We start from the raw sequence: 12,152 nt of genomic DNA, 5'->3' as shown, positions 1-12,152 counted from the left end.
GTACAAATATTAATATAATGTTTAAAACTTAATAGAAATTAAAACAAAGGTAAAGAAAAGGTAAAGTTTACTAAATTAAATATAAAAAATACCCAATAACAAAAAGCTTAGTTTTCACTAATCGCTTTGTTATTGGGTATTAATTAATTTAAGAATTACTACTAATGCGTATCGCTATACATTTGTCGTCACAATTAGAAAGAGATTGTTTATTTAGTACTTTCGGTAAGTAAATAGTTACTGTTGTCCCGACCCCAACCTCGCTCATGATACTAATTGTCCCTTGATGACTTTCAATAATTTTATAACTTAACATTAATCCAATACCAGTCCCTTTTTCTTTCGTACTATAAAAAGGTTCACCTAATCTCTTAATTCTTTCTTCAGGTATTCCTATTCCTTCATCTATTACATGAATAATGACACCATCATCATTTATTTCTTTTATGTGAATTGAAATTCCCCCACCATTTGGCATAGCTTCGATTGAATTTTGCAAAATATTAATAAATACTTGTTTCAATTGATTTTCTGAGCATTCAATAATTATATCTTTGTCACCCGTAAAAAGTTCAACTTGAATATTTGTCATAATTGCTTTTGTATTCATTAACGATACGACATTTTTAAAAATTTGATAAATATTTTTCTTTTCTGTATTTATCTCATCTGTTTTAGCGATTGATAGAAATTCTTGTAGGATTGCTTCTATCCTTTCAATTTCAGAAAGCATAAGATCAAAATATCTTTCTTGATCTTCTTTATTAATTTGGAATAACTGTATAAAACCTTTAATTACAGTTAAAGGATTTCTTACTTCATGAGCCACGCCAGCTGCTAATTGACCAATTGCTGCAAGCGTATCTGATTTGTTTAACAATTCTTCTGTCTTTTTTCGCTCTGTAATGTCGCGTACAATAATCATAATTTTATCACGTAATAATGGTAAGCACCTAGCTTCAAAGAAATCAATACTTCCATTAAGTGTGAGTGGATATTCTACAATTACATTCGTTCCTTTTTCCTTCACTTGATTAATGGCTTCCTGAAACTGCTGCGCTACTGAAGATGGTAATACTTCGTAAAACTTTTTTCCCATAAAAGCTTCTGCGGGTACGTAAAACTTCGTAGGAGATCCTGCCTTGTAATCAATAATCGTGCCATCATCTTCTGTTAAGAAACATAAATCTGGTAAAGCTTTAAAAATTAATTCCAGTTCAGATGTTTGTTGTTTTAACTGCTCTTCTATCGCTTTTAAATGCGTAATATCTACACCAACAGCCCAATAACTATATCCTGTTACAGGAAACTGTTCTGATATATTCGACCACATTATTGTTTTGATTTCACCATTTTTACATTTTAAGTGCATTTCCCAATCTCTGAAATTTTTTCCACAAGTTAAAAATTTCTTTTGTATTTGATGGCGATAATTATGATCAGGATACAATAATTGCAGTGCATTTGGATTTCCAATTATTTCTTCAGCGGTATAACCTGTTACGATTTCACATTCTCGGTTCCACAAAACAAAATCTCCATTATAATCAAGCGCATCGACCATAACAGGCATGTTTTGTAAAATCGTATGTAGTTCCTCCTCTTTCCGAGAAAGCAACGTTGTATTTTTACTTTGAAATACCTTTATTGCACCATCTAAAATTAAACTTGAGAGCATTTCAAAGTATTTTTGACAACTGAAAATTTCACTTTTTTTGGACCATACAACAAAAGATCCTAAATGTTGATTGTATAAGAAAATGGGGATTTCAATCTTTGGAAGTTTACTCTTTTTTATCTCATTCATTCCGAATGAAAAAACACACTCTTTTTCAGCATCAAGAAGTTGATGTGATATGTTAGTTAATTTATAAAATTGTTCTGCCATGGTTTCTATTGTACTCACATCAATAAGTTCCATTAGCCGCGAATTCATTCTTTGTTCACCTCAATATGTAAAATTAATACAAATCTAAAATTCATACTTCTCCATTATACGAAGAAAGCTAGTGTAGGTATATAGCTGTAGAATAATTATTCGAACAAATTTTATTTTTCAATTAAAACAAGAAAAGAATATATATACTGAATACACCTTTAATTAGTATATATTTCGTTCATTCCTCATTTATTGTCTAGGTAACTTGAATTCCTCCTTACATTCACTGAATTTTCACTTGAGAGTCATACGCGTCACTAATAGCGGTATAAACATGCAATAAGTATAAAGTTCATAAAATATTCACATTTTTATGAAAAATATACACATTTATTCCAATATATTCTATATAATGAAATGTAATAAGGCTTCTATGAATCTCATAGAATACCTTACCCCTAATAAAAAGAAAAAAGAATCCATTTGGATTCTTTTTTCTTTTTTTAATTACATTACATATTTATATAAAGCATGTGCCACACCATGTTCTTCATTTGATAACGTTTCGTATTTACACATTGCTTTTATTTCTTCAACTGCATTTCCCATTGCAATTGATATATTCGCTTTTTCCATCATAGAAACATCGTTTAGTCCATCACCTATCGCTACAGTGTTTTCAACCGGAATATCAAGATGTTCTGCTAAAGTATATAATCCATTCCCCTTTTGAGCATCTCGATGATTAATCTCTAAATTGTGCCAATATGAAGATGTAATTGCTAAATCTGTATTATGAAGAAATGTTTCTTTTAGTTTTTTTAATTTCTCAATATCATAAGAAAATGGTAATAGTTTATGCACATGTATGTCTGTTTCTACAATTGGTTTACAACTTTCCGCACTATGAAACGCTGTATGCTCAAGATATAATGCTGCGATTGTTTCTAACTCTTTCAAGTCGAAATTTTCTTTTGAATTCTTCACATACTCAATTTCATTACGTACACTCTCTACTCCATAATCCGGTACATACACACCTTTATCAGTATAAAGCTGATAATATAAACCATTCTCTTCAAGATATTCTACAATTTCAAGTGCCTGTATATTTTGAATTGGATATCTCTTCATCATTTTTTTATCTTTATATATAAGAGCCCCATTTTCCGCAATGATTGGACACTCTAAATTAACTTCTAACAATAATCGCTCAATGTCAACAATAGAACGTCCTGTACAAATTGCTACAACATGGCCAGCTTCTTGACATGTTCGAATTGCTTCTGCATTTTCTTTACTTATCATTTTATTCCCCGAAAGAAGAGTTCCATCTAAATCAATTGCGATTAATTTCATTATTTCTTCACCACTTTCTATAAATACACGAGTTCTAATTAATTATTAGGTATCGTTTTCATACAATCCTCGTGAGGTACTCCTTATTTATAATTTATGAAAAGCGTTTCAGGTCAAGAAATAATTAAAAATAAAATCCAAAGCTTTTCTTTTTAAAAAAGCTTTGGATTTTAAACTATGAATTATAACTAATGTATTTTGTCTCACACATGTACACATTTTTTTCTTCAGTTGGGATATATACTTTAAACTTTTCTAACCGTTTTCCATAGATATGAATCGTAATAACGCTTTCATTTTTGCTAATTTCAAGAATATGACAATCCGCTGGTGGAATTACTTTATCTGTTTCTCCTTCTCCCAAATAAAGATTTCCTGTATGTGTTAAATAAACAAGTGAATTTCCAAGTTGTTTCGTTTGTATAAAGTTCTGCACCATAATCCTTCCTGAAAAAACGCCTTCTACTCCCCATGTGCCGTCATGATCATGTAAAGGTGTAGATTGTCCATCTTTCCATACGAGAGCTAGTACTTCAAAACGTTTGAGCGGATCTTCATACAATAAATGTCGTGCATATTGAGTCAAATTGGCCTTCTGTTTATCTAACGGAAGCCATGTTTTCTTTTCTAAAAGTTCTTCTAGTAACTTTTCAATGCCACACACTATTTCTTCTTCAAATAAACCGTTTTCCATAAGATCTGTAACACCTTTAATAAACTTTTGAAATGATTTACTTCCATTACAAGTCAACATAAGAATCCTCCTCTACGTTTTATACAATTCCATATTAAGGTGATTACCGAAAACTCACAATTGAGAAACAAAAAACAAGATGCAAATGTATGCACCTTGTTAAGATTTTTATTTAGCTTTCAATCGAATAGGTAAGTATTTTAATGTTTGTTCATTTTCCAATATACATTTTTCTAAACAGAAAGATGGAGATAGCTCTATTTTTTCAAAAGCATTTATAAAGGTAGTTAATGCAATCTCAGCCTCTAAACGTGCAAGTGGTGCTCCTAAGCAAAAGTGAGGACCTTTCCCAAAGGTTAAATGCTTTTCATTTCCTGTTCGATGTACATTAAATTGAGAGGCTTGTGAAAATTTTTTCTCGTCTAAATTCGCTGCACTAACCCACGCAACAATCATCTGATCCTTTTTCATTAAAGAACCAAATATATTTGTATCCTCTGTAATCCTCCGGGCTAATGTAACAGGAAAGCGGTAGCGTAATACTTCCTCAATCGCTTTTGAAATTAAGTTAGGTTCTTTTCTTAACTCTTCATAAATTCCAAGTGAATCTACTAAAAAGCAATAAAAGCTATTAATAATTAAATTTGTAGTGGTTTCATTCCCAGCTGCTAGTAAACCTAATGAAAAGGTTACAATTTCTTCATCGGTTAATCTTTCGCCTTCATATTCAGCTCGAATTAAATCAGAAATGATATCATCGGTTAAATGATATCTCTTTTCCTGAACAATCGGTAGAAGGTATGCTTTGAATTCATTTAATGCTATCCCTTTCTCAGCATCCAGATCATTAAACTTTTCTTTACTATACGGCATAAATAAAATATCAGACCATTCTTTAATTTTTTTACGATCTGTTGTTGGGACTCCTAATAAATCAGAAATAACGGTAACAGGTAAAGGTGCAGCAAACTGTTCAACGATATTAACTTCACTACATTTTTCGATATGTTGTACAAGTTCATCTGCGATAGCCTGTATTCGAGGTTTCCACTGTTCTAAACTTCTTGGAGTAAATGCCTTAGAAACAATGGAACGTACATTGCGATGTTCTGGTGGATCTGTAGAGTTTATATTTATTCTAGTTTCTAAAGGAGGGATTGAGAATTGTCTGCGCTCCCTTCTACTTGAAAATAAGCGATAATCTGATAAAACACGATTTACATCATCATATAAAAAAACATTCCATACATCCTGCTCTTCATCATAATGAACTGGGTGATTATCCCTCATCAAACGATACCATTCATATGGATTCCATAATTCTTCTTTTGTTTTCAGCTTTGAAATTTCATGAACTAAAATAACATTTTCAGGTGAAGCCATAGTTCTTTCCTCCCTTTTCTTTTACAATAAAAGTGATAGGTCGGCAGTTCAAAGTTGTATAAACTATCATATGTTATTTTAACATATACTAAAGGGGATTTTTCATTAGAGAACTTGAGAAATATATAAGGGGGATTTTTATGTACGTTGACATTTTACTACTAGCAGAATTAACGACCGGACCAAAACATGGATATGAAATCAAAAAAAATGTTCAAAATCGTTTAGGTGAGAATTTTGAATTAAATCACAACATGCTTTACCCTGCCCTTAGGCGCTTTGAAAATATGGGTGCTATAACGAAAAAAATACATAAACAAGTTGGAAAACCAAACCGAAATATGTACGATATAACAGAAACAGGAGAAGAAATTTTTTCTGAAATGTTACGAGAGTTTCCCGAAAAACTTGCGACAAATAATGCAGAATTTCTTGTTCGTATCGCGCTATTTGAAAAACTTGAATATGAAGCTAGAAAAGAGATTTTGACTGTACGTCAAAACGTACTACATAATCAACTTACCGCTATTCAGTCTCTAGAGGTTACCTCACCCTTTATTACTGAAGTCATTGAATTTAGTAAATCACGAATTGAACATGAATTGAGTTGGATTACATCACTTATGAAGAAAATATGAAAAAATAACAAAAAAAGCTAAAATTAATGAATGAAAATGATATTTATTATCAATAATATGATTAATAAAAGGGCAACCACGATTTGGCTACCCTTAAAGAATTTACACTTCTGGATCGAATGTTTTGCAATCTGTTTCTTCCGTTGTAGATGCATGTTTACCTTTATGACTTACTACGTAAATTGCCTCTGCACTACATTTATTACCGTTCGCCCAAAATTTACAGTTGTTTACTTCACATAAAACGTCTTGTGCCATAGTATCACACCTCCTTGTTCTATTATCATTAACAAAATTCGGAGGTATGATACTATTTGTCATCCATTTTTCATTCCCTTTTTAGCTTTCTTAATGGTTCAATATCTCCGCGTACAATAGCATCAATATTTCCAGTTATTTTTTCAATATCAAAATGCCACCATTGAATTTGCAATAATTCTTGAATTATTTCATTTGAAAATCTCTCTTTTATTTTATTTGCAGGGTTTCCACCAACAATTGTATATGGTGCGACGTCTCTAGTCACAACAGATTTAGCTGCAATGATTGCACCATCCCCTATTTTTATTCCGGGCATAATTGTTGTATCCATACCAATCCAAACGTCATTTCCTATAACTGTATCACCTTTATAAGGTAAATCAGACAAACTAGGTGTATACTTCTCCCACCCATTTCCAAATATATTAAATGGATATGCCGAAAATCCATCCATCCGATGATTGGCTCCGTTCATAATAAAGTTAACTCCAGATGCAATACAACAAAACTTTCCAATATTAAGGCGATCTCCAAGAAATTCATAATGATGTAATACTCGATCTTCAAATGTTTCTCCATCTTTCGCATCATAATAAGAATATTCACCAACAAGTATATTAGGTTTTGTTATTATATTTTTTATAAATTGAACGTTTTGATTTCCTTCAATAGGGTATTTAACATTTGGATTAGGATTCATTTTGTACGGCACTTCCTTTACCACTTATTTCACTTTCTACCGCTATTACTGGCTTTAAATTGTATATAGGTAAAATAAACAATAATCCAATTATAAAAAGTAAAGCCGTTCCTTCATACATCATACTTAATGAAAACATCTCTTTTAATGAGCCAGCTATACTCATCGTTACTACCATTGAACCGGTAAAAAGCGGACTTAAAATACCATTTACACGACCTATAAAATCGGTATCGCTATTTTGAATAATAAGCGTATTAATACCAATTTGGATACACGGAAGAGCTAAACCACTAAAAAGCTGCGCTGTAAGTGTCACCCATAAATTTGTAGAATATCCTATAATGCCAATACCAATTGCTTGACCAAGCATACCGATAATTAACATCTTTTGCGGAGCAACGTTTTTCGCAAATACCATTGCTAATGCTCCGCCAACAATCATTCCCGCACCATTTACTGTTAGTAGCCACTGTAAACTCTCTTTTGATAATCCTAACTGCTCAGTCACAATAAATATACCTAATGGCTGAATTAATCCTATACCTAGTCCTGCAGCCATAAAACAAAGCCCTAGCAAAGTTAATGCTTTTTTCTTTTTGACATACTTAATACCATCCTTCATCTCCTGCAACAGAGTGATACCTTTCTTTTCTACGTCGTTTTCAAGATCTTTCGGAAGGAATAACAATACAACTGCCGCAAGTAAAAACGAGATACCTGTTATGATGATTGAAATATAAATTCCAAAACTATGAAAGATAAATGTCCCTAGTATTGGTCCTAATACCATAAATATTGCAAATATCGTTTGATATATAGACATTGCTAATTGAATTTGTTCCGTTGATAAATGTTGTTTAAACAATTTCATTCCAGATGGTTGTGAAAACTGTGAAAGGATTGCAGAGATGAGTGTCACAAAAAACACAATTTTCCACGTTCCAAACATAAGCGTAATTAATACAGCGAATACTGAAATGGAACTTAACGTTTCACACCATATCATTGTCTTCTTTGGCTTCCACCTATCAGCAAAAGTACCGCCAATAAATGAAAAAATAAAAATTGGAGCGAATTCAGCAACTGAAATCATCGAAATAGCAAAAGCATCACCTTTTGTCATTTCCATTACATATAGTAATACCGCAAAGTTTCGAACCCATATTCCTATTTGTAAAAATAATGCTGATGCTAAAATCCCTTGAACAAACCGATTTTTTAATACTTGTGATACCCCATTGTTTTGTTTCGTTACTACATTTGTCGACATAAAAAAGCCTCCTATTTCATGTTCTGAACAGGAGGCAGCACAAATCATATAAAAAGACTATATATTCGCAGAGCGAAATACATCCCTTTTCTATAAATGTACAGACTAACCCTATTCAGAAGAATATTTCGTTTTTTAACGAAGATCTCTTACAAATAGAATTAGTTGATCATTGGGATGTCTTCACCCTTCCGTTTCGAATTTAAATAACACATACATACTCTATGTAAATCATTTTCGATGTATGCATGTCTCCTTTTAACTATTCTAGAAAGTTAAAGGCAATTCCTCTAAAGAACGCATTAAATAGTTACCTTGCCATTTAATTTCTTCACGATTCCCTTTTATTTTTAGTTCAGGCATTCGATTAAACAAATTAGTAATAGCAATCTTTGCTTCTAACCTCGCAAGTGGAGCTCCTAAGCAGAAATGGCTACCATGACCAAACGCAATATGACGATTATTTTCCCGAGTAATATCGAATACTTCTGGGTTTTCAAATACAGTTTCATCACGGTTTGCAGAAGCTAAGGCAATGACAACCATATCTCCTTTTTCGATTGTTCGGTCGTGAATTTGAAAAGGTTCCGCTGCCCATCTTGCAGTTGTAACCTCAACTGGAGAATAATAACGCAATCCTTCCTCAATAGCCGAATCAATTAGTTTTGGATTATCTTTTAATAACTGTAATTGATTTGGATTTTCAAGAAGTGCTAATACCGTATTTGTAATTAAATTCACTGTCGTCTCGTGTCCTGCTACAATTAATAGCATTATCATTGAATATAGTTCCCGAGCGCTAAGTTTATGCCCTTCACTCTCTGCAAGTATTAAAGCACTCACTAAGTCTTCTTTTGGCTCTTTTCGTTTAATATCAACTAAATATTGAAGATATGTAATAAACTCAGATAGTTGTTTTTCGGTCTCTTTTATTTCTTCAGGTGTTTCTGGTGATGCAATAACAGCATGAGACCAAATTCTAAATTTCGCTTGATCTTCTTTTGGAATACCGAGCATCTCACTTATTACAATAATTGGTAACGGAAATGAATAATCATCCACAAGATTTAATGTACCTTTTCGCTCTATATCACTTATCAAATCATCTGCTATTCTCTCAATTCTTCCGTCTAATTGTGCAATCATCTTCGGTGTAAAAGCTTTTTGAACTAAAGATCGTAAACGACTGTGGTTAGGTGGATCTGAATTTAGCATATGTGTTGTTAAGTGGTCACTATTATCAACGGAAAGATACATGTTCTTTATATCTTGAGAAAACACATTTGTCCAATCTTTTTTTAAACGATTATCTTTTAAAAGTGGCAGAGCATCTTCATATCTAGTAATGAGCCATTCTTTACCGATTTCAACTTGGTTTACAAATAATATAGGTTGTTTTTTTCGCGATTCTTTATAAATCTCATACGCATCTTCCTTAAATTGAGCTGAAGCTAAATTAATGCCATCCTCTATTTTTAGTCCAACTTTGTTTTTCATTGACATTGTATTCCCTCACTCTCATTTGTTTTTGAAGACCAATCAACATATGCATTATACTCTAATAAAAACGTGAAAATTGTAAATTTTTAATCAAAATCTTACTTCGTATATTGAAAAATAAAAAAGTGAGAGAGTAAAATCGTTTTACTCTCCCACTTCTCTTTATGCGAAGCACATAAAATTACTAATTTGTTGATAGCGATAACTTACTTTACGACGACGACCACCTTGCCAAGTGTAACCTGATACTCCATTTCTTCTCACTTCAGTCGGAAAGAACCATAAATCTCTTCCAAAAGGCCCAGGACGATGTAAACGTAAATAGCCCCATCTTCCTAAACAGTTACACATCCATGATTTCATATTGCTTGGTTGTGCCGGAGAAGCAAATGTAGACGGTAACGACGGCGCTTGTGACGGTGGTGGTGATGTTGGAGCATCCTCCGCATCATCTGGTCTATAGTCTTCTTGTTCAATATCTCTCACTTCATTTGTAGGTTCATACCCGTAGTTTTGTGGATTGTAATACATCGCTTGATCATATGGATAATTTTGTTGGTTATACATATTAACAAATCACCTTCTTTTCATTCATTACCTTTACCATTCATATGTGATATGCCCTCTCTGCGAAGCTTATGTATAGCCCAAATTCAACTTAAAAAGCTCGTATTATTAAAAATACGAGCTTTTCAAAAATAGAATGTGTTTATCATTTCCTTAACTTCACACTATAAAAACGCATTTCATCTAACGAACCTTCAAATTCAAATACTTCTTGTTTAATTAATTGTTTCAAGCGATATTCTAAGAATGTATCTCCAACTAATTGTTCAACAAGACCAAGTGCTTCACCAATTACTCTAGGGGCTTTAAGGTACTCTCGATCAGCACCCACACTTTTGGCGCATTCAATTATAAATTGATCAAAATAATCTTCCTGTACAGAATGCACTTCATTTTCTTTCCAAACTCTTAAACATTCTATGCTTTCCGATAATCTATCCCACTCATTTTCAAACTTCATGCGCTTCTCTTCAGTTAAATAAGGTAGCTTTATAAAACTTTTTTGGAATAGAGCTAAACTTTCAGGTGGTAATTCTCCCGTTCCACGAATATCATACTCTTGTTTTAATATTTCTCTACTTGCTTCAGACGTATTAATAACTCGAATGTTTTTCTTATCCTTTAATTGTGCCATTACAAAACTTAAGCCTACATGTTCATGTGCATTATCAGCCTTCCAAATTGTAATAGGCGTTTCAACAGGAATAGTATGTAGTTCTTCTATAGTTGCTATAAATCTTGATAAATATTCTTCTTCAAAATAACTATCATAAGCAGTTAAGTTATTTATTAACCACTTCTGTCTTGCTAGTTGCCCCTCATTCGTATGCAACCTATATATCGGTCCAATTGAAAAGAATTCCGAAAAAGCAACAACACTCTCTTCAAATAATTCTTCTTGACTTAACATATATTTTAAGCAATCAGCCGTTGAATCATCAAAAGCAATATGTATGTGCGTACTTTCTTTTACATTCCTTTTATAAGTAGGATTACTTGTTAATTGTTTCGGAATATCCATCAAATTTTTAATTGTATCTTCACTGTAGTTTTCTTCTAATAAGTTTAACTGTATGAGAATACTTTGAAGTAAATCTTTAGCCTCATCTTCGTACATATCCTCTACAGCATTTTTAATTTTATCTATCACACAAATCCCTCTATTCATTTCAAAAATAACGTAGATTATAGTGTATCATTTTAGTATAGTTCTTTAAAGTCAAATCCAGATTGCTACAGCAATCTGGATTTTCAACAAAAGCTTTCCTTATATTTTTGAATTGCTAAATATTTTACTTTGAAAATCTTTGTATCTAAATGTATAATTATATAAAAACAAAAATATAGGAGCTATATTTATGGATAAAGTACTTACAAATTATAAACATTACTTAAAAAATTGGAGATTTATATTTATTTGCATACTACCTACTATCGCCTTATTCGTTACTTTCTATGTCATCTTCGAACTACTGTTTCATCAAGATTTCTACTTATCTAACTTAATTTCTGCTATCATATTATTTTTAATATTTATTAACGTTAAAGATAAATTTAAAATTAAAGGCTAAAAACACTATTTCAAAATAGCCCTTTATTATTGCATCCTACTATAAAATAAGGCTCGTAGTAGATTTTCATAAAAAATAAGAGCACCCTGCAATTGGCCGCTCTTATGTGATTAGAGGTTTTTTCTGAGTATTAAGTAGGACACGAAGATCTTGTCCTACTACATAATATATGCTTGTACTTATTATTTCGTGCATGTATTAAGCACTATGTTCAGGTACTTAATATATGCATAATCATTGCTATAAAATCTACTCAAATATTTACTGTACGATTATCATATTTATAAATTAAAAAACATCCCCAATGGATGTTTTTTATCTAACATT

Annotated in this window: 12 protein-coding genes; 2 read left to right on the top strand and 10 right to left on the bottom strand. The window is 31.9% G+C overall.

Annotated elements, in window-relative coordinates; all coding sequences use genetic code 11:
* Positions 1 to 148 precede the first annotated feature (148 nt).
* The 4 genes from BUA87_RS04680 to BUA87_RS04665 form a co-directional block, all read right to left on the bottom strand.
* Positions 149 to 1,936 (bottom strand): PAS domain-containing sensor histidine kinase, encoded by a 1,788-nt coding sequence (locus BUA87_RS04680; RefSeq protein WP_072938566.1) that lies wholly within the window; start codon positions 1,934 to 1,936, stop codon positions 149 to 151.
* Positions 1,937 to 2,386: 450 nt separating this feature from the next.
* Positions 2,387 to 3,238: a Cof-type HAD-IIB family hydrolase gene (locus BUA87_RS04675; protein ID WP_000766390.1), complete on the bottom strand. Its 852-nt coding sequence runs from the start codon at positions 3,236 to 3,238 to the stop codon at positions 2,387 to 2,389.
* Between the two features lie 175 nt (positions 3,239 to 3,413).
* Entirely contained in the window at positions 3,414 to 3,992 is a 579-nt protein-coding gene (locus BUA87_RS04670; RefSeq protein WP_000954436.1) for a cysteine dioxygenase family protein, read from the bottom strand.
* 108 nt (positions 3,993 to 4,100) lie between these two features.
* Positions 4,101 to 5,315 carry a cytochrome P450 gene (locus BUA87_RS04665; RefSeq protein WP_000168012.1) on the bottom strand — a complete coding sequence of 405 codons (1,215 nt, stop codon included), beginning with the start codon at positions 5,313 to 5,315 and terminating at the stop codon, positions 4,101 to 4,103.
* A gap of 140 nt (positions 5,316 to 5,455) precedes the next feature.
* On the opposite strand from BUA87_RS04665, the gene BUA87_RS04660 reads away from it, so the two are divergent.
* Positions 5,456 to 5,953: a PadR family transcriptional regulator gene (locus BUA87_RS04660; RefSeq protein ID WP_000289121.1), complete on the top strand. Its 498-nt coding sequence runs from the start codon at positions 5,456 to 5,458 to the stop codon at positions 5,951 to 5,953.
* Between the two features lie 102 nt (positions 5,954 to 6,055).
* On the opposite strand, the gene BUA87_RS04655 is transcribed toward BUA87_RS04660, so the two are convergent.
* The 6 genes from BUA87_RS04655 to BUA87_RS04625 form a co-directional block, all read right to left on the bottom strand.
* Entirely contained in the window at positions 6,056 to 6,211 is a 156-nt protein-coding gene (locus BUA87_RS04655) for a DUF1540 domain-containing protein (protein WP_000046095.1), read from the bottom strand.
* 70 nt (positions 6,212 to 6,281) lie between these two features.
* Positions 6,282 to 6,914, bottom strand: coding sequence for a Vat family streptogramin A O-acetyltransferase (locus tag BUA87_RS04650; RefSeq protein WP_001069253.1), 633 nt, complete (start codon positions 6,912 to 6,914; stop codon positions 6,282 to 6,284).
* Positions 6,904 to 8,187: an MFS transporter gene (locus BUA87_RS04645; RefSeq protein WP_000106403.1), complete on the bottom strand. Its 1,284-nt coding sequence runs from the start codon at positions 8,185 to 8,187 to the stop codon at positions 6,904 to 6,906. The genes BUA87_RS04650 and BUA87_RS04645 overlap by 11 nt, the downstream gene beginning before the upstream one ends.
* Positions 8,188 to 8,454: 267 nt before the next feature.
* On the bottom strand, positions 8,455 to 9,690 hold the full coding sequence (locus tag BUA87_RS04635; protein WP_000062089.1) for a cytochrome P450 family protein: 1,236 nt from the start codon (positions 9,688 to 9,690) through the stop codon (positions 8,455 to 8,457).
* A gap of 159 nt (positions 9,691 to 9,849) precedes the next feature.
* The gene (locus BUA87_RS04630) at positions 9,850 to 10,254 is read right to left on the bottom strand and encodes a hypothetical protein (RefSeq protein WP_000282690.1); all 405 of its coding nucleotides are present in this window, start codon (positions 10,252 to 10,254) and stop codon (positions 9,850 to 9,852) included.
* A gap of 145 nt (positions 10,255 to 10,399) precedes the next feature.
* Complete coding sequence (locus BUA87_RS04625; protein ID WP_072938562.1) at positions 10,400 to 11,404, bottom strand: DUF1835 domain-containing protein; 1,005 nt, start codon at positions 11,402 to 11,404, stop codon at positions 10,400 to 10,402.
* A gap of 208 nt (positions 11,405 to 11,612) precedes the next feature.
* On the opposite strand from BUA87_RS04625, the gene BUA87_RS04620 reads away from it, so the two are divergent.
* Positions 11,613 to 11,825 carry a hypothetical protein gene (locus BUA87_RS04620; RefSeq protein ID WP_000362073.1) on the top strand — a complete coding sequence of 71 codons (213 nt, stop codon included), beginning with the start codon at positions 11,613 to 11,615 and terminating at the stop codon, positions 11,823 to 11,825.
* Positions 11,826 to 12,152: the final 327 nt, after the last annotated feature.

The sequence above is a fragment of the Bacillus sp. bc15 genome (assembly GCF_900142585.1).
GTDB lineage: Bacteria > Bacillota > Bacilli > Bacillales > Bacillaceae_G > Bacillus_A > Bacillus_A cereus.
The sequence above is the reverse complement of the archived record's forward strand: the minus strand, read 5'-3'. Positions and strand labels throughout refer to the sequence as shown.

What these genes read in the sequence shown, in the direction of transcription:
- BUA87_RS04620 (WP_000362073.1), top strand. Translation starts at nt 11,613, where the DNA reads ATGGATAAAGTACTTACAAATTATAAACATTACTTAAAAAATTGGAGA.
- BUA87_RS04670 (WP_000954436.1), bottom strand. Translation starts at nt 3,992, where the DNA reads ATGTTGACTTGTAATGGAAGTAAATCATTTCAAAAGTTTATTAAAGGT.
- BUA87_RS04635 (WP_000062089.1), bottom strand. Translation starts at nt 9,690, where the DNA reads ATGTCAATGAAAAACAAAGTTGGACTAAAAATAGAGGATGGCATTAAT.
- BUA87_RS04660 (WP_000289121.1), top strand. Translation starts at nt 5,456, where the DNA reads ATGTACGTTGACATTTTACTACTAGCAGAATTAACGACCGGACCAAAA.
- BUA87_RS04655 (WP_000046095.1), bottom strand. Translation starts at nt 6,211, where the DNA reads ATGGCACAAGACGTTTTATGTGAAGTAAACAACTGTAAATTTTGGGCG.
- BUA87_RS04650 (WP_001069253.1), bottom strand. Translation starts at nt 6,914, where the DNA reads ATGAATCCTAATCCAAATGTTAAATACCCTATTGAAGGAAATCAAAAC.
- BUA87_RS04665 (WP_000168012.1), bottom strand. Translation starts at nt 5,315, where the DNA reads ATGGCTTCACCTGAAAATGTTATTTTAGTTCATGAAATTTCAAAGCTG.
- BUA87_RS04680 (WP_072938566.1), bottom strand. Translation starts at nt 1,936, where the DNA reads ATGAATTCGCGGCTAATGGAACTTATTGATGTGAGTACAATAGAAACC.
- BUA87_RS04675 (WP_000766390.1), bottom strand. Translation starts at nt 3,238, where the DNA reads ATGAAATTAATCGCAATTGATTTAGATGGAACTCTTCTTTCGGGGAAT.
- BUA87_RS04630 (WP_000282690.1), bottom strand. Translation starts at nt 10,254, where the DNA reads ATGTATAACCAACAAAATTATCCATATGATCAAGCGATGTATTACAAT.
- BUA87_RS04645 (WP_000106403.1), bottom strand. Translation starts at nt 8,187, where the DNA reads ATGTCGACAAATGTAGTAACGAAACAAAACAATGGGGTATCACAAGTA.